Here is a 17,855-nt window from a genome sequence, read left to right as displayed (position 1 = left end):
GGATTCTGCCGTTAAGCCCTATGGCATTTAATTGAATAAAAACAGTATATTAATTTTGAAGTATCTTTGTAGGGTTACGCGAATTAATTTTAAAAAATACAAACCGGAAGGCAGGAAATCTTTTTTTAATTAAATTTCAGACGGATGGCGAAATCTCGCTGGGAGCAGCGCGTTCAAAGGTATCAAACCGAATTGATTTTGGAATGGTTCTGAATGATTAAGCATCTGGGAATTGAAGCATTAAATTCGTCAGTTTTTAAAAATATGACATCATAAACGCACCGATGTCAAGCTTTTAAGAATTGAATAAATAAAAATATGCATAAGGGCTCAGGCCCATGCTTGAATTTTATTATATAAATACAGATTGTTACTTATCTTTTAGCCTGATTGTGAACGAATTTGCCCCACCCTGCTGGAAGCCGCCCATATATGTTCTTTCAAGTTAATATTGGTCATTATAGGTTTATAATTTTGGGCATTTAAATTTATATTTGACAAGAAAAAAGCTATATGGTTGTTATCCGATGAATACAGGAAGAATTGCCTTCCCAGTCCGACCCATTCTGATTCAAGCAGAACCTTATTTACCCTTTCAATAATTATCAGGAGAAAACACCCATGAAATTTTTATTGACCCTTATTTCTATCCTTTTTTTTACAGGAAACTGTTTTTCTGCGGATCTGGTAATATTTTCCGGCGCCGGTCTCATTAAACCCCTGGAGGAATTTAAACAGAATTTTGAACAGTCCAAACACATCAAAATCAGCGTCCACTATGGTGGTTCCGGAGAAATTTTCGGTCAGCTGGCCGCCGGCCAGCCTGCAGATGTTTTTATTCCGGGAGCGGAAAAATATACACAGGATGCCCTCAAAAACGGCTGGGTCATCGAGGAAACCATTCACCGGCTGGTCGATCATATTCCGGTCATTGCAACCCCGGGTGGCAATCCGGCACATATCAGGGGGCTGATGGATCTGGCAAAACCCGGAGTACGGGTATCGATCGGTGATCCAAAAGCACCGGCGATCGGACGGGTGGCCAAAAAAATTATGACTCAGGCCGGCGTATTCGAAACGATCAAACCCAATATCAAGGTGCTTGCACCTACAGTCAATCAGCTGCTGATTTATGTAGCCCTGGAGCAGGTAGATGCCGCGATCATCTGGAAGGACATGACCTCATGGGCCGAAGGCAAGGGTAAAATCGACGTAATTCCCATTGAACGCCAGTACAATATCATCATGACCATTCCCACTGCGGTTTGCACCCGCACCACGAATAAACCCCTGGCCATGGCCTTTAATTCCTATCTCGCATCGGAAGACGGAAAACTTATCTGGAAAAAATGGGGTTTTGAACCTTGTACAAAATAAACTGGTTCAAATCCGTATTTATATTCCTGTCCTACGTGATCACGGCAATGCTGGTGTTGGCCATCGGCTCCCTGTTCCTGGTACCCGAGTTTAAAGATGTGCTGAACAATCTAAAGGGAGAGGAAATGCGTTTTTCGCTGCAACTCTCCCTGATCACGGGTTTTATTTCAACGCTTCTGGTCATCGTCTTTGCACTTCCCATCGGGTATGCACTGTCCCGGTTTCAGTTTATCGGCAAGGGCTTTGTCAAAACCATGATCGATCTTCCAATCGCATTTCCCGAGCTGGTATTGGGCCTGTGCCTGCTGCTTTTGTTCGGAAAGACCTTTGTCGGATCGATATGCCGGTCGATGGGTCTCGACTTTGTATTTACGCGAGAGGGAGTTGTGATGGCTCAATTTTTTACGGCCATGCCCTACGCGGCCCGAATTATAAAGTCCACCTTTGACTATATTGATCCCAGGTTAGAATTTGTTTCGCGCTCATTGGGGTATTCAGCACTGGAGAACTTTTTGAACGTATCGATCCGGCTGGCCGGAAACGGAATTCTGGCGGCTACCGTCATTTCCTTTGCCCGCTGCATCGGCACCTTCGGCACAGTGCTGATCCTGGCCGGTGGAACCTATATGGAAACCGAGGTGCTGCCCATCACCCTGTATTTGAACATATCATACGGAAACATGGGGATGGCGCTGACCAGCGGGATCGTACTGGTGATCGTTTCGTTCATCGCTATTTACATATTTGAAAAAACAGAGGCACGGCTGTGAGCTTTTTCGAAGTGACGCATCTGAGTCTGAATCTGGGTGAATTCCATTTAAAAGAAGTTGCCTTCAGGCTTGAAAAAGGTGACTACCTGACCATCATCGGGCCTACCGGCTCAGGCAAAACCCTGCTCCTGGAGAGCATCATCGGATTCTGGAAACCGGATGCGGGAAAAATATTTCTGGATAACCGTGAGATTACCGATGAACTTCCGGAAAAGCGGAACATCGGGATCGTCTATCAGGATTATGCCCTGCTGCCTCATTTTACGGTTTTTGAAAATATCGCCTATGGCTTGAAAAAAAAAACCAGAACCGGAATCACTGAAAAAGTTCACGAGATTTCGGCCACGCTGCATATCGATCACCTGCTTAACCGAAAACCGGAAACGATGTCCGGGGGAGAACAGCAGCGAACCGCCCTTGCACGGGCATTGATCGTAGAACCCAAACTGCTTCTGATGGACGAACCTTTGTCCGCACTGGACCCCCAAACGCGCAAAAATATCCGATCTCTGCTTCGGCAGGCCATATCCGAACGGAATATGACGGTAATTCATATCACCCATGATCTGGATGATGTCTGGTCTCTGGCAAATAAGGTGGCGATATTTCAAAACGGAGACCTGATTCAATTTGACTCGCAGGATGAAGTATTAAACCGACCCAGATCACAATTTGTAGCAGACTTTATCGGTGCCTCGCTTTTCAAAGGCCGGGTGGTATCAAATGACAGTGAATTGACAAAAATCGATCTGGGCGGTATCCAGCTTTACAGCGTTGACGAAGCACCTGTCGGATCGCATGTCAACATTTCAATTCGTCCGGAAAATATTTTGATATCGAAAGATATTTCCGGTTGCATTTCAGCCCGAAATGTAGTTCAAACCCTTGTGAAGGATATCATCCGTGACGGCATCACCTGCTGCGTACAGCTGGATGCCAGCGGAATCATTCTGGATGCGCTGATTACGAACAATGCCTCGGATGATTTAAACCTGCAACCCAACGACACGGTATATGCAATCATTAAAGGCAGCAATGTTCGAATCGTATCGGCCGGATAAGCCATAGCAAAACGCTGGAAGGATCTTATGCAGTTTATATTTACCCCCATCGGAATTATTCATACCCCCTTTGAGGATATCGAAGCCATGCCGATTCAGCCCTCCGGGGCCCGGGATGTCCGGGGACAGATTATCATTGATGAACAGTATACAGACGGCCTGGATGACCTGGAAGGGTTTTCCCATCTGATTCTGCTGTATGCATTCCACAAATCTAAAGGATTCAACCTGAAAGTAAAGCCCTTTATGGACACCGAACATCGCGGCGTTTTCGCCTGCCGGGCACCCAGACGCCCGAATCAAATCGGCCTGTCAGTGGTCCGCCTGCTGAAACGCCAGGGCAATATCCTGCACATCGAAGGTATCGATGTACTCACCGGAACGCCCTTGCTGGACATCAAGCCCTATGTACCTGCATTCGATTCCTTTCAGACCCAATCCATCGGATGGCTCAAAGGCAGGGATCAGCTGGCCGAAACCCTGAAAGCCGATCGACGGTTTGAAAAATAAGAACAAAGTCCGAATCAATCCTGATAGCGTTTCCGGATAGCGCAAATTTCACCCAGATTTTCCTTTGCCCTGGCAAGGAATAAAACCCATGGCCGATAAGGGCGAAGAGAAAAAAAGGTGGTCAGCAAACGGTTAAATCCGGGCTGTACGAAGCAAAAATATTTATCAGAGACGTTCGAATCGGATGTTATATGATAATCGGGATTTCGCTGTTTTTCAAAAGAAGCAATGCGCAAACCTGCAACGACAGGAAGGTCGTGAATAAATTCCGCTATCAAACAAATCTCATGAATTTGTTTATAGGCAAAACCCCCATTTAAATAGGGGAAACCCCCGTACGCCATAGAAACGGCCGCAGGGAACCGGGAGGATACACTGATAACGGGCAGGCAAAACAGACGCAGGCACAGAGGACAGAACAGAGACGTGAACCAGGGCAGACGCAGAGGACTGCCCCTGCGCGGCACAACGGATTCACTGTCTGGGCAGGCGCTGGGGCCTGCCCGGATCAGGAAGCAATTTTATGCGGGACAGATACCGATCCCGGCGCCAGGGTTAAGGGCCGGGACCCTGACGAATCAAAATCGTTTAAGGCGGATGCCATTGTCCACCATTTCGATGAGGCGGCTTTTGTACAACCCCCCGATGGTGCGTTTGAACTCCTTTTTACTCATTGAAAAGTATTTCTTGATATCTTCGGGTGAGCTTTTGTCATCACATCCGATAAATCCACCCGACCTTTTCAGCACACCTATGACTCTGGCGCTTGAGCCGGACACGGAACCATAACCGGGTTGTTTCAGGGACAGATCAATTTTTCCGTCTTCGCGGATTCTAATAATATATCCATCCCGTTTATCTCCGATTGAAAGGGGTTCGTAACTCTGGCTGCGGTACAGCAGACCAGAATATTTATTGTCGACAATAGCCATAATACCGATGGTTGTAAGTCGGTAGATCAACAGGCTGACCCTGCTGCCTCTGACAAGATCTGACGGAATTTTTTTACAATTCTGGGCGATCTTGGTTGACGCGTAAACCCGCCCGGTTTTTTTATCGAGGCAGACTTTTACGATATACTTTTTGCCGACCTTCATTTTGACCTGCTGTTCATTTTTCGGAACCAGAAGATCCTTTTCAAGCCCCCAGTCCACGAACGCGCCAAATGACACGACCGACAAAACCTCAAGATACGCAAATTCACCTGCCACTGCATATGGCTCACGGGTTGTGGCAACGACCCTGTCCTGGGAATCGGTATAGACAAAAACCCTCAGCTTATCGCCGGGTCGGGTGTTTTCCGGTACATATTTTGCCGGAAGAAGGACTTCTTCCTCCTTCGGATTAAGGTAAACCCCGAAATCAACCTCACGCTGCACAACAAGTTCATTATAACTGCCAATTTTAAGCATACATCCGTCCTGTCAAATAAACGTATAACTGCATGGTTCTGTGCATCATCGCACAGTCAATAACAAAACCGGCTCCTGCCGAAAACCACTCGCAGAAACCGGCTTTTCCGTAAAAAATGCTATCGTATCAATTTCCGACTGTTTTTGAAAGATATAATCCCATCCGACCCTTATTATCGCTTTAAATTGACTTTCACATCAAAATTATCGGGCTTGATCATAACTGCGGCCGCAATGCCACGGAGTCCGTCCCGCCCATTGCCGGCGTTTCCAGCACGATCCGGGAGATGCCGGGCCCATGAAGCTAACCCGCAAAAATTCGATACGCCTCAAACAGTTTGCGTTTCTTAACGCTTCATGACCCCGACAGCTTTTCCCCGGATCGCGCCATGTCGTGCGCCGGGAACGGACGGGACTTCGAGGCTACGCACAGCAAAATATGGCCGCGGTTATAATCAAACCCAAATTATCAATAACGGAGGACAGGGTGCGGGGGGCGGGGGCGTTCTGAAATGATTGACACGGGCTTTACGGGGAAAAACCTCTCGCATCAGTGGTCTCTCAGGGCGCTATGCAAAAACAGGATGATTCTCCAGATAATGTATCTGATCTTTAATGATCCGATGGGGTGCTGTCCGGAGCATATCCTCCAGTCGCCCGACCATTGCCTGCCTGGTGAACGCCACCCCTTTGAGGCATTCACCCATAGCGGTAATAATATCCGGTTCCAGCGAATCGGAAAACAGCGTGACGGATTGGACATGCCCCAGGTGGACATCAAGCAAAAATTCAACTTCTCCCCACTCAAACCGGTTACCGAAACGAACGTTAAAATCCGGTGTCGCTCCGTAGCGCCATGCATCTGAAACGTATTTTTGATAAACCCGGTCGATGCTTTCCCGTTTCAGGCCCACCGTCTCTTCCACCGGCAAGGCTTTCTGCCCGTATTCACGGTCAAAAGCCTCCAGAAGCGTCTCCTTTATTTTATCTATCGTCAGCGTTGCGTTGAGCGCTTTCAGGTTCAGCACGCGGGAGCGGACTGAACCAATGCCCTTTGAAGCCAGCTTTTCAGGAGATACGCTTAGAAAGCGTGGAACTTTTTCAAGATCCGCATCAACCAGAATGGTGCCATGATGCAGTGCGGTCTGGGTTCGAAAATAAAATGCGTTGCCGGAAAATTTGCAGCCATTGACAAGTATATCATTTCTGCCGGTACAGACCGCAGGGATCCCCAGTCGGTTGACGGCCCCGGCGACCATGTCCAGCTGACGCTGCTGATCATACAGGGCTTTATCCATTGCAAAGGTAAAATTCAGGTTGCCCAGATCGTGATACACCGCGCCGCCCCCGGACAGACGCCGGGCCAATCGGCCGCCACTGCTTTCCAGAAGCCTTACCCGACATTCCTGCCATGGATTCTGGTTGCGGCCGATAACCACGGTATGATCGTTTTGCCAAAGGTAAAAAATGATCTGGCCGGGCTGAACCTGATCGAGCAACGCCTCTTCCAGACTCAGATTCATGAACGGATCAAATTGTTCAGACACGATCCGGAAAGTCTTGATAACCGGCATCGGGTTCTCCTATTCCTTTGAGTCATCGATCGCCTCATCGGCTGGAATCCCCTGCTCACTCCACCCTTTGAGTTTATAATAATCGCGGACCAGACAAGTCACCTCATCTTCGCTGATCTGCCGATCTTTTTCAATGGCCTCTTTGACCAGTCTGGAGGGCAGGCGGTCGTCTTCCGGCCGCAGTCCTTCCCGCAGGTTGAACCGACGCGCGCTTTCGGTTACCCGGGAGGCCAGCTGTTTGAGGGCATCCGCTTTTCCATCGATCGCTTCGGGCGGAATCATCATACCGGAAAGTTCAGCCTTGTAGAACGTGCTGCGCAGATGGCATGCACCGCGATCGCTGACCGCATAGCCCAGCGCCATTCCCTTGAGCACTCGTGGATCATATCCGGAGGGTTCCAGGCCACATGGACAGCCAGGTCTTCAAGATCCAACTGTTTTGCGGCATGCCGGATTCCTTCCGCCAGAATCGCTCCGGTTCCCTCGCGGCGAATAATTTTCATCAGCATATCGGCCACCTGATCCGGCTGGCCGTAATCGATTGCATCCGGTATACGCCCTCTCCGGGCGGCTTCAATGGCAAGGCCTACCAAATTTCCGGCGGACATCGTATCAATGCCGTAGCGATCGCACAGATCATTCAGATAAATAATTTCTTCGATCTGATTGATCATGCACAGACCACCGAAGGCATAAAGGGTCTCGTATTCCGGACCGTCAATGGATAGACCGGCGTGGCGTCCTGTCTGACCTCAACATGTTTGCCGCACGCCAGAAAGCACGTAAGGCAGGCATTCGGCTTGGGATTGCAGTGTTCCTTGATGCTGGCGGCCAAAATTTTCTCCCAATCCTCATAACCCTACAACGTTACTTACCATATTACTATCTTAATAGTCATAGCTTTGTCTGTCATACTACGAAACAACCACTTAACGTAGGAGGCACGCCATCATTGATTCTGTTTCCGACGGCATCATTGCGGTCGAGGAGGATTTAACCGTATCCAGAATAAATCGATTGGGCGCGGAAATGCTGGGACTGGATCCAAAAGAAGCGATTGAACGCCCATTGGAAAGGGTGATCCACACGGAACAAATGATTCTTAATTCCCTGAAAAACAAAAATTTTTTTAAATCGGAAAGTCAATTTCAAATAAAAGTGGCGGGGCAGGCGCCATATACACACTTAAATGGGCCAGCCAGACGACAAACTTGCGGATGTCCGAAACCTCGTCCTTGCCGCTCCCCTCCTTCTTCGGGTCCTCCACCGTGTTGCCCATAAAAGCCAGAAGCGGTTTATCGAAAAAACGTCCCGCAAACGGCAGTTCCCCTGCTCCCTTCGCCGGATTCACCGAAAGATGTTCGTAGGCGGTCAGTTTTCCCCGGTTGTCTACGGACTTCCTTGATCAATGCGGGATAAACGGCAGCAGGGCGCGTTTCTTTTTTCCCTCTCGCTCGCGCTTCGCTTGAGCGTACCGCCGGATTTTGGCCCTCGACCCAACCTCCGGGCAATCATGGTGCCGGATGTATGAATGACAAACTACCTGGATTTTTCCTGGTTAATGGGGACAGATAAAGCGCCGGTGTCTATCGCTGAATGCTGAGGCTTGTTTTTCTTGCACAAGAGTCGCAAAAAAGCAACTATGGCAGTTAACACCATCGCAGGAATGAGTCTCTGCAAATATATCCTCGGGTGTCTGAAATAAAAAACTGTTTGATATCATTTAAAAAACCACTGCTAAAAATCTTTTTTTTAATTCCGGCATATAAGTTGCATCTCTATTTACAAATAGAGATCAAACCTTAATAAACGAGACTTGTACGTTATTACAAAAAATGATTTACCACATCTGACTGCATTTTATGCTGTAATTCAGCCGGTCGCGCGAATCATCAAAGGATTTTATCATGAAACGGACATATAAATATTTATTCGGCCCCGTGCCGTCGAGACGGTTCAAACGATCATTAGGGGTTGACCTGACCCCGTTTAAAACCTGCAGTTTAGACTGCATTTTTTGTCAACTGGGACGAACCCCGGAAAAAACGATACTCCGTAAAGAATATGTTCCCATAGACGAGGTAATTTCGGAGCTGGAGCAGTGGCTGGCCGTTGACGGACAGGCAGATTACATTACCCTTTCGGGTTCGGGTGAACCCACGCTTCACTCACGTTTCGGAGAGGTGCTGCAATATGTGCGTCAGCACAGCGACATTCCGTCCGTACTGTTAACCAATTCGACGATGTTAAGTCAGCCCGAGGTTCGGGAAGCGGCCTGCGGCGCAGATATCGTAAAGATGTCCCTGAGCGCCTGGGATCAGGCGTCATTTGAGTGGGTCAACCGCCCTCATTCCCAATTGCAATTTGACCGGTTAATTCAGGGACAGATTGATTTCCGCGCTCAGTTCAAGGGAAAAGTGTGGATGGAGGTCTTCCTTCTGGAGGCAATCAACGCCACGCCGGACAACGTTCGGAAAATTGCACGGCTGGCAAAAAAAATCGGCCCGGACCGCATTCAGCTGAACACGGCGATTCGTCCGCCCGCCGAGGATTTTGCATCGCCTGTACACACAGAGCAGATGAATGAGCTGGCCCGGTTGTTCGATCCGGTCGCTGAAGTGATTGCCGAATATAAAACCGATTGTTTAACCTCGATAGCGGCCAATCAGGACAGAATTTTCTCCATGCTTCAACGCCGGCCGTGTACGGCTAAGGAAATTACCGAGGTATTCGGCATGCACATAAATGAGGTGTCTAAATATCTGGGTAACCTGGTGCGGACAAATCAAGTCCGGACTGAACGAAAAAAAACAAACATATATTATACCGCATGTTAAAAAATTACGGGGGGGGGTTCGCGTGACAACTATTCAAGAAAAAATACCGGATACGGCCAAGGAAAAACAAAAGCAGGAACAAATTCAACTGACCCATCGGATGAGCCGGATCAAACATAAAATACTGATTCTTTCCGGAAAAGGCGGGGTGGGCAAAAGCACTGCCTCCGCAAATCTGGCGTTTGCACTGCATGAGGCCGGAAAACGTGTCGGGTTACTCGACGTGGATGTCCACGGCCCCAGTATTCCCACGATGCTGAATCTGATTGGTCACCATGTAACGGTTGAAGGCGACGCTATGGTACCGGTGGAGGTGGCCCCGGATTTCAAAGTCATGTCGATCGGATTTTTGCTGGAGAATCAGGACCAGGCCGTTATCATTCGGGGTCCCATGAAATATCACACGATTCGTCAATTCCTGAAAGATGTCCTGTGGGGGGAACTTGACTATCTGATCATTGATTCTCCTCCGGGAACCGGTGACGAACCGTTAACGGTAGTCCAATCCATCGAAAACGCTGACGGCGCCGTGATCGTAACAACGCCTCAGAAGGTTGCCATAACGGATGTCCGAAAATCTATCACCTTCTGCCGTACATTGAATCTTCCCATAATCGGCGTTCTGGAAAATATGAGCGGATTCGTATGTCCATACTGCGCAAAGCAGGTGAACGTATTCAATTCCGGCGGTGGCCGACAGATGGCTGAAGAATTTAATATACCGTTTCTCGGACAAATTCCGTTGGATCCTCTGATCGTCGAATCCGGGGATTGCGGTCTTCCGTTTACCAAAGCCTATCCGGATTCGCCCACAGCATATGCATTTAGAAAGGCAATTGAGCCGATTCTGAAACTGGACGAAGCGGAAAAATAGAAGGGAAGACAAATTTTCTCTTTCCTTGATTCTGCAGCAGGTACAGCACGCATGCGACAGCCTTGGACTCAATGCGTCTCATTTTTGCAACCCTGTTATTGGCCGGAATCTGAATTTCTTGAGAAAATATCATTAATAACTGTCTGAGAATAATGTAAATTATTTTCATTTGAATTTTCTTCTTTGACATATGTTTTGTTTTATTGATGTTAAGGGGATTGTACGGGAATGAAAACAGCCCTGACCATATGGGAAAATCGAATATCACCGGTATTTGATTCCGCGCAAACTTTTTTGATCGTCGACATTCAGAACGGAAACGTTGTCGATCGTTATCACGAAATAATCGCTTACGATTCACCGGTTTTTAAAGTTGTAAAACTTCATGAGCTGGAGATCGAGATGTTGATTTGCGGGGCAATATCACGGGAGCCTGCCAATTTAATCGATGCGTACGGTATTCAAATAATTCCCTTTATTTCCGGTGACTTCAATCAGATATTGAACGCGTATCTGAAGGGCAGCTTATTAAATGAGTCCAGATACAGAATGCCCGGATGCGGATCGAGACGGCGAAGGCGTCTTCGCTCGGGGCCGCCGATGCATAATTGCCATCGGCGTAGCGAATTTTAACCATTGGATTTTGTGAAATATTCTCTGAGCCTGATAATAAGAGTCAGGGGTCAGCATTGTGCTGATTGATTGTTTTTTGAGAATATAAACCGTTTTGAATAAATAACAGACAGGAGGTAAGAATTATGCCAAGAGGAGATGGAACAGGACCTTCAGGGCAGGGACCACGCACTGGAAGGGGGCTTGGTAAATGTGGAAGAAAATCTGGCCAAAACCAGAACCAGGGAACGGGCCAGAAAGTCATTCCGAATGAACAAAATCCCGTTGGAACCGGGAGAGGCCAGGGCGGCGGCCAGGGCGGCGGCCAGGGCGGCGGCCAGGGCGGCGGCCAGGGCGGCGGCCAGGGCGGCGGCCAGGGCGGCGGCCAGGGTAGAGGTAGAAATTAACAATAATATCAAGGAGGTGAATTATGCCAGGTGGAGATAGAACAGGTCCTGCAGGTATGGGGCCCATGACGGGAAGAGGTTTTGGCGTTTGTGCCGGCAATGCCGATCCTGGATATGCAAATCCCGGTTACGGTAGAGGTTTCGGTTACGGCCGGGGCCTCGGTTACGGCCGGGGTTTCTGCGGTGGTCGGGGTTTTGGAGGCGGCCAGGGAGGAAGATGGAGAGCCCCTTTCCCCGGATACGGATACGGCGGGCCCTATGAAGCAGCGTATGCCGCAGATATGCCGACAACACCCCGGGAAACCGAGGCACTCAAAGCCCAGGCGTCTTATCTGGAGAAAATGTTGGAAAAGATTACAAACCGAATCGCCGAGCTTGAAAAGGCCGGTAAAGAATAATTTACCAGCGCTATAAGAAAAGAAAAACCCGCCGAGTCATCCCGGAACAACAGAAATCCGGGTGCCTGCGGGTTTTTCTTTTTTTGCTGTCTGCCTTTCAGTGGGCACGATTCGAAAAAAGCCCTTGCATGACAAAGGTTGAAGGAGATTCATATGAAGAAACGTCAACGGTATGGATGGCTTGGGTGGAAAATCCCCATTTTTGATCTGAATGATCCGGATTATTGCGAATACGGATGCCCGATCTGCACCCGGGCCCGTAAAGGCAACGGGTTTGCCGGGTTTCTCCAGAAAATCGAATTAAAACTGACATCCGGCGGCTGCTGCTGGGGAAAAGCCAGACAGAAAAAATACGGCGTCCGACCGGATGTCCAGAGGGCAGAAGTCAGAGATCAGAAGTCTGAGGACTGAGGACTGAGGACTGAGGACTGAGGACTGAGGACTCACAACTCACAACTGGCCTCAGACAAGCTGTGCGGCCACTTCGACTCCCAGTGGGTTTGCTTTTTCCAGAGATGTTTCCTGCTCACGGACTTTTGTGGCTGCGGAGTCCCGCGACAACATGGCCGAAATTATGATCAAGCCCCAATTATGAATGGAACGGCGACACTGCATCCCGTTTGCACTGGTCACACAGATACAGGGCATCTGCTGAGGAATCAAAACCTTTTTCCCTGAGCCGCTGCTCTATTTTCAACAACAGGGTTCGATTGGCGATCAAACGGCCACACTTTCGGCAATTGACGCGCCCGTCTTCGGCCTTGCATATGGTTTTTCGGTTCATGATCTGAGACAGATTGACATATCGGCGCAGACGGATCAACTGCTCCGGGCACTTGTGCACACACGTCCGGCAACCGACACAGTCGGCCGGAGTAAAAACCAGTCGCCGGGTTTCACCGTCTTCAATGCGCAACGCCTGGGTAGGGCAGTTCCTGGCACAGGAACCGCACACCATGCAGCGGTTTTCATCGGTAACGACATCAAAAAACGGAAGCGGCAAATCATCTGCAATCAGATTCTCGGTATCGTTGCAGTCTGCCAGACGAGTGAGTAAAACAGAGATGTCGCGAGGAACCGGATGATCGATTTTCACCGGATCCGGAACATCCCTCTCCGAATCCGGGGCAAAGACGATATCCTCCGGCTTCAGATCTTCCGGATTCCAAGCAAAACTTTCAATCGTTAAATCTGTTTTCATCAGCGCCGTCAGCCGCCTTGAGCCATCGAGCACCGCCTGCCATCGATCGACAGCCGCGCGGTTGATGCATTGAAGATTCGGGCAGATGCAGCTGACAGCCCGGATACCGCAGTATCGGGCCATCAGCAGCTGTATATGCGACACGGCGGCAATACAGGGTACCCTGACGACATGTGGTTGATCATGTTTTTCCTTTTTCCCGCGCATCCATTCCCGGATGGCCGATGCGCCGGATTCACACGTAATGATCAGCCGTGACGATTTCAAAGCGCATTCGGATTCGATCAATGATGAAAAAAAGGCGTCCCATGGATCGGATTTGAATGAAACAGCCCCACACGGACATATGGCCTCACATAATCCGCATTCCCTGCAACAGCTTGCGAACACCTGTATTTTTCCGTCATGGAACCCTAAGGCATCAAACGGACATTGTTCCTGACATAACCGGCAATCGCTTTTCCCGGCAATGCATCTGTCCGTATCGATAACCGGCGGATCATTATACGCCGTCGGCTGAATTAATTTTCGAAAAAACTGCCTTCGGCTCAACGATTTTTGAGGCGGTTCGTTTTTCGTGCTGTTATTTTTCCTGAAAAAGTCCATCAAGATACTTCAAATCCTCAGAAACAAAGGTTTGGGTGATGGATGACAACCGCTTATAAACATCCAATTGCGCGTGAGACGCCAGACAGTCACAAAATCCGGGCACCCAGGTGATCAGGTGATGGGTCGAGAACTCCCTCTGAGCCGTCAGAAAGGTTTCCACATCTTCTTCAAGGCCCGCTTCCATGGCCTGTGCTTCCTTGTGCGATAAAAAATGCATAAACTCCAATTCAATAGAGAGATGGTCCGGAGGGCCCGAGACGCCATCCGACATGCCGAGTCCGAAATGGCTGTAGCATTCTTCTAACAGCAGCTGCAGTTTTGCCGGATTTTCCCCTTCCGATTTTATATGAGATGATTCATATATTCCGCATTTCGGCCGGTAATCGAACAGCCGGACATACTCCACCTGACAGTCTTCAAGAAGCGGCGCCCCGAGAGCGGACAGGAATCCGTCCGCCGCATCGGATGAAATATATCCGGTATGAAGGGCCAGGTTGTCCAGAATATCCTTCACCCGGGCGGATTGATGTTGAATCTCCATGCGTTTTTCGTTTTCCGGATAAAGATAACATTCCGATAAAAGGCAATACACATCACTTCTGAGGTATGGATTAATAATTTTCAAAATATGATCTCCTCCCGGCCGTACCGGTTTGAAAATGAGGGCCTTCGCTGTTTTTTGCCTCTGGCCCGAATGATCATCCTGACATTTTATGAAACAGACGGATTAAAATTACTTTTCTTCAAGCCTTTATTTTTCCCGCCTCACCTGCTTCAAGGAAAATGAAACACAGATGAGGCGGGGTTTCAACTTTTCACGGGCTTTTCTTCATATCAGACGTATTTATAACGGTACGGCGTTGATATCCGCATAGGCATAATACACCTTGGGTCTGGTTCCAAAGTGACTGGCCAGGGGCTTGGCGTTCGTACGTTTAATGTCCTTTGAGATGTCACTGTTCGGATCATCCAGATCGCCGACCATCATGGCATGGCCGATACAGCGTTCGGCACACCACGGCAGCTTGCCTTCTGCGATTCTGTCCGCACACAGGTCGCAGGCATCCACCGTACCGGTTTCTTCGTTCAGGTATCGGGCATTGTACGGGCAGGCCTCCACACAGGCCTCGCAGCCGATACATTTGGCCGGATCAAAAGAGATAAGTCCTTCTTTTGTCCGGAAAATGGCGTTTTCCGGACAGACTTCCATGCAGGCCGGATTGTCACACTGCATGCAGTGATACGGGAGGAAGTGACGTTTCACTTCGGGATATTTTCCGACTTCGGGCTCCACAAACTTCAGCCGGGCATATCGTTTTCCGCTTTCGAACTGATTGGGAATGTCGTGCATGACTTTGCATACCACATAACATGTCCTGCAGCGCACGCATTTATTCAGATCGATCAACATACCATATCTAGCCATATTATCAGCCTCCAATCTTTCTAACCTTGATGATACTGTAATTTTTACCGCAACCGCCGGCGTAGGGTTCAACACTCAGCGGTATAAATGCGCTGTGAAGGATACCGTCCCTGACTTTAGGCAACATCAACTTTGAATTATGGCCGGTAGCAAAATACGTCCATGCCGCATCCGGGTGCAACCCTTCGCTGATATGAAGCCGGATGGTCTGTTTGTACCCAAGGGGCGATTCGTCCACGACGCACGGATCTTCGGCTTTTGTCGGCCCGATGCATTTGATTTCCAGAAGATCGCCTTCCTTGAAGCCCAGCGTTGCTGCCCGGCTCGGATTCATATACAAAGGCGTGTACGGGTTGCCGCCTTCAATATCATCTTCCATGAGATAGCGGTTGTTCTGGGTGGCGTTTTTCTGGTGCCAGCTGGCTTTTCCGCAGACCATGTAAAATTCATCGGCCGTTTGGGGGGTAGCGATGGGAATATAAACAGGCAGCGGATTCACATAAATGTTCTGATGCCATTTAGACGCAGGATGGTGAAAGCACTCCTCGGACAATTCATTGGAATATATCTCGAAACGGCCACTGCGTGTTTCAATGGATTTAAACAGCACATCGTAGGACAGGGGATATGTTTTAACGTACGGTCCCTTTTCCACCAGCTGCTTTGCGGTCAGCGGAACCTTGGCCTTTTTAAGCATTCGGTCCCACCACTCGTATTGATGATCCAGATTTTCGAAATAGGGACCCAGCCCCATTTTTTTACCCACTTCCGTCATAAACCAGCTGACCGGTTTGGAATCCCCCTGAGGAGGAATGGCTGCCGATCGCATAAACGTCATGGCATGCTCTTTTCCGTCCTGTGCCAGCGGCGTAAACGAATACAAATGATTCCGTTCCACATAGGATGCCTCGGGAATCACGTAATCGGCCAGTTCGACAAATTCCTTGGGCAGCTGCTCACCCACCACGATCAGCTCCAGCTTATGGAGACACTCGTAAACCAGAGAGGTATCCACCTGGGTAATGGCGGAATTTTCAGCGGTCGAAAACAGTGCTTTGACCTTCCCTTCCTTCATGGCATCAAAATGTTCCCATGGAAGCGCCACGGTAGCCGGATGAAATTCCTTGGGCGTGGTGTAGCAGGGTTTTTTATCTATCGACTCTATGGATACCTGATTGCCCCACGCCGCCGGCACCGTCTTCAGGCCGGGTCTGGGGTATGCCGGCACCTCGGGAGGCTCCGGCCAACCGGTTCCGCCGCTGAATCCGTGTTTCGGAAAATAATGACCGCCCTTTGCATCCAGATTGCCCAGCAGCATGTTGATCGTGCTGTAAGCCCGCAACACCTGGAACCAGTTTGCATATCTGCCGGTGGTCAATCCGGGATACACCAGAACCGCCGGCCTGTTATTGCCCAGACGACGGGCAATATCGACTATTTTCTGCGCAGGATAGGGAATCGCGCATATCCGTATCACTTCTTCGGGAGTGTAGGGCGCCGCCTCTTCGGCATACAGCTGGAACGCCGTCTTGCATGTCACGCCGTTGACCTCGAACTGCCTGCCCAGTCCAAGCGTAAACCCTTTGGCGGCATGATCGGCCTTTCCCATAGGCCTCGCCGTACCGGACGGCTCATGCCAGGCCAGATATCCGCCGCTGGCATCTTTCATTGCCTGTCCGTTATCTACCCGGATCAGTTGAGGCGCATTGGTATATTTTAAAAGAAAATCCTTATCGATCAAATTTTCCTTGATCAATATATTGGCAAGGCCCAGGGCGAATGCGGCATCGGTACCCGGTCTCAACGGCACCCATTCATCGGCCATGGCAGAGCTGTCGGCCAGCTTGGGATCGACGACGGTGACTTTCATTCCGTTTTCTCTTGCTTTCAGATACAGCGGATAAAATGCCGATGCACCCATGGCCGTCCCCGGAGTAAACGAATTTCCGGGATAGTTCTGCCCGGCGATCAGCGCATATTTACAATGGGTATAATCCGCAGCCCCCATCATTACTGCCCCGGCATGATGCTTACCAAATGATATGTTTTTCTCCGCCGCATTATCTCCAAAACAAATCTGCCCGTGCATGTACGAGATATTTGCACCGGTGATCCGGGACCAGTAATGCAGAAAATACATATTGTCCGTCTGAACCGGACACCCCCACCAGATCTCAAACCATTCGGGATGTCCGGCATCCCGGTATTGATTGAGCGTTTTGGCCAGAGCGCTGGTCACTTCATCCCACGAGCACCTGACAAACTTTGCATCTCCCCGCTTGCCGACACGTTTCAACGGATGCAGAATTCTATCCGGTGCGTACACACGGCCCCAGATTCCGGCATAGGCTTTGGCGCACACATTGCCTTGCCAGGGCATGATATCCTCTCCCCTGACATCGACAATCTTTCCATTTTTAACCTTGGCCTGCATCGGGCACATGAGGCACATTGCACATGCCGTGTGTTTCCATTCTTCCCGGTCCTGTTCTTTTTCTTTGGACTTCAGGCCGGAGAGTTTTAAATTGCCACAGCCATAAGTTGCCGCGACCACTCCGCCCAGAGCGCCCCCGCTCAATTTCAAAAAATTTCTACGCGTCGTTTTAAATTGTTTTTCCATTAAATACCTCTCATTCAATTTTCAATTTGCAATCGAGTTGCCCGGTGTATTCCGCGTTTTGATCATTTCAATACGCCAGACGTGTGCAATATCCAAAAAAACGATCCAGTCCATAACCGGTATGTTATGAAAAAACCGTGCCATACAGGAAATAAATATTTATCAAT

At 49.3% G+C, this 17,855-nt stretch carries 18 protein-coding genes and 1 pseudogene; 10 read left to right on the top strand and 9 right to left on the bottom strand.

The features are described 5' to 3' along the window. Positions 1 to 621: 621 nt before the first annotated feature. Genes modA through tsaA form a run of 4 tightly spaced genes read left to right on the top strand, consistent with a single transcriptional unit; the run spans position 622 to position 3,718 of the window. Positions 622 to 1,377 carry a molybdate ABC transporter substrate-binding protein gene (gene modA, locus PHQ97_02075; GenBank protein MDD4391520.1) on the top strand — a complete coding sequence of 252 codons (756 nt, stop codon included), beginning with the start codon at positions 622 to 624 and terminating at the stop codon, positions 1,375 to 1,377. Next, entirely contained in the window at positions 1,365 to 2,147 is a 783-nt protein-coding gene (locus PHQ97_02070; protein MDD4391519.1) for an ABC transporter permease, read from the top strand. Before modA ends, PHQ97_02070 begins: the two co-directional genes overlap by 13 nt. Then, entirely contained in the window at positions 2,144 to 3,208 is a 1,065-nt protein-coding gene (locus tag PHQ97_02065) for an ATP-binding cassette domain-containing protein (GenBank protein MDD4391518.1), read from the top strand. The genes PHQ97_02070 and PHQ97_02065 overlap by 4 nt, the downstream gene beginning before the upstream one ends. Before the next feature lie 27 nt (positions 3,209 to 3,235). Further along, positions 3,236 to 3,718 (top strand): tRNA (N6-threonylcarbamoyladenosine(37)-N6)-methyltransferase TrmO, encoded by a 483-nt coding sequence (gene tsaA / locus PHQ97_02060; GenBank protein MDD4391517.1) that lies wholly within the window; start codon positions 3,236 to 3,238, stop codon positions 3,716 to 3,718. A 578-nt stretch (positions 3,719 to 4,296) separates the two neighbouring features. On the opposite strand, the gene PHQ97_02055 is transcribed toward tsaA, so the two are convergent. The 5 genes and pseudogenes from PHQ97_02055 to PHQ97_02035 all read right to left on the bottom strand — a co-directional run bounded on the left by PHQ97_02055 (position 4,297) and on the right by PHQ97_02035 (position 8,055). Continuing rightward, positions 4,297 to 5,130, bottom strand: coding sequence for a S1-like domain-containing RNA-binding protein (locus PHQ97_02055; protein MDD4391516.1), 834 nt, complete (start codon positions 5,128 to 5,130; stop codon positions 4,297 to 4,299). A gap of 569 nt (positions 5,131 to 5,699) precedes the next feature. Continuing rightward, entirely contained in the window at positions 5,700 to 6,704 is a 1,005-nt protein-coding gene (locus PHQ97_02050) for a lipoate--protein ligase (protein MDD4391515.1), read from the bottom strand. A 9-nt stretch (positions 6,705 to 6,713) separates the two neighbouring features. Then, positions 6,714 to 7,378 (bottom strand): annotated as a pseudogene (locus PHQ97_02045) (aldehyde ferredoxin oxidoreductase C-terminal domain-containing protein). Beyond that, entirely contained in the window at positions 7,375 to 7,539 is a 165-nt protein-coding gene (locus tag PHQ97_02040) for a hypothetical protein (protein MDD4391514.1), read from the bottom strand. Before PHQ97_02040 ends, PHQ97_02045 begins: the two are co-directional and overlap by 4 nt. 294 nt (positions 7,540 to 7,833) lie before the next feature. After that, positions 7,834 to 8,055, bottom strand: a complete 222-nt coding sequence (locus PHQ97_02035; GenBank protein MDD4391513.1) for a hypothetical protein — start codon at positions 8,053 to 8,055, stop codon at positions 7,834 to 7,836. Between the two features lie 556 nt (positions 8,056 to 8,611). Here PHQ97_02035 and PHQ97_02030 point away from each other — a divergent pair. The 6 genes from PHQ97_02030 (at position 8,612) to PHQ97_02005 (ending at position 12,243) form a co-directional block, all read left to right on the top strand. Continuing rightward, positions 8,612 to 9,541, top strand: a complete 930-nt coding sequence (locus tag PHQ97_02030; protein ID MDD4391512.1) for a radical SAM protein — start codon at positions 8,612 to 8,614, stop codon at positions 9,539 to 9,541. A 22-nt stretch (positions 9,542 to 9,563) separates the two neighbouring features. Next, positions 9,564 to 10,415, top strand: coding sequence for an Mrp/NBP35 family ATP-binding protein (locus tag PHQ97_02025; protein ID MDD4391511.1), 852 nt, complete (start codon positions 9,564 to 9,566; stop codon positions 10,413 to 10,415). A gap of 228 nt (positions 10,416 to 10,643) precedes the next feature. Further along, positions 10,644 to 11,048, top strand: coding sequence for a NifB/NifX family molybdenum-iron cluster-binding protein (locus PHQ97_02020; GenBank protein MDD4391510.1), 405 nt, complete (start codon positions 10,644 to 10,646; stop codon positions 11,046 to 11,048). Positions 11,049 to 11,186: 138 nt separating this feature from the next. After that, complete coding sequence (locus PHQ97_02015) at positions 11,187 to 11,474, top strand: hypothetical protein (GenBank protein ID MDD4391509.1); 288 nt, start codon at positions 11,187 to 11,189, stop codon at positions 11,472 to 11,474. Next, on the top strand, positions 11,458 to 11,832 hold the full coding sequence (locus PHQ97_02010) for a DUF5320 domain-containing protein (GenBank protein ID MDD4391508.1): 375 nt from the start codon (positions 11,458 to 11,460) through the stop codon (positions 11,830 to 11,832). The genes PHQ97_02015 and PHQ97_02010 overlap by 17 nt, the downstream gene beginning before the upstream one ends. A 153-nt stretch (positions 11,833 to 11,985) precedes the next feature. Then, positions 11,986 to 12,243, top strand: a complete 258-nt coding sequence (locus PHQ97_02005; protein ID MDD4391507.1) for a hypothetical protein — start codon at positions 11,986 to 11,988, stop codon at positions 12,241 to 12,243. Between the two features lie 178 nt (positions 12,244 to 12,421). Here PHQ97_02005 and PHQ97_02000 read toward each other — a convergent pair whose 3' ends face one another. From PHQ97_02000 to PHQ97_01985, 4 genes are all read right to left on the bottom strand, one after another. Then, positions 12,422 to 13,639 carry a 4Fe-4S binding protein gene (locus tag PHQ97_02000; GenBank protein MDD4391506.1) on the bottom strand — a complete coding sequence of 406 codons (1,218 nt, stop codon included), beginning with the start codon at positions 13,637 to 13,639 and terminating at the stop codon, positions 12,422 to 12,424. Further along, positions 13,617 to 14,267 (bottom strand): molecular chaperone TorD family protein, encoded by a 651-nt coding sequence (locus tag PHQ97_01995; GenBank protein ID MDD4391505.1) that lies wholly within the window; start codon positions 14,265 to 14,267, stop codon positions 13,617 to 13,619. The genes PHQ97_02000 and PHQ97_01995 overlap by 23 nt, the downstream gene beginning before the upstream one ends. A 219-nt stretch (positions 14,268 to 14,486) precedes the next feature. Next, positions 14,487 to 15,068, bottom strand: coding sequence for a 4Fe-4S dicluster domain-containing protein (locus tag PHQ97_01990; GenBank protein ID MDD4391504.1), 582 nt, complete (start codon positions 15,066 to 15,068; stop codon positions 14,487 to 14,489). A 4-nt stretch (positions 15,069 to 15,072) separates the two neighbouring features. Next, the gene (locus tag PHQ97_01985; protein ID MDD4391503.1) at positions 15,073 to 17,688 is read right to left on the bottom strand and encodes a molybdopterin-dependent oxidoreductase; all 2,616 of its coding nucleotides are present in this window, start codon (positions 17,686 to 17,688) and stop codon (positions 15,073 to 15,075) included. Between the last annotated feature and the right edge of the window lie 167 nt (positions 17,689 to 17,855).

It is taken from the genome of Desulfobacterales bacterium (assembly GCA_028704555.1).
In the GTDB taxonomy this organism is placed as follows: domain Bacteria; phylum Desulfobacterota; class Desulfobacteria; order Desulfobacterales; family JAQWFD01; genus JAQWFD01.
This window is presented reverse-complemented; position numbering and strand designations above follow the sequence as displayed.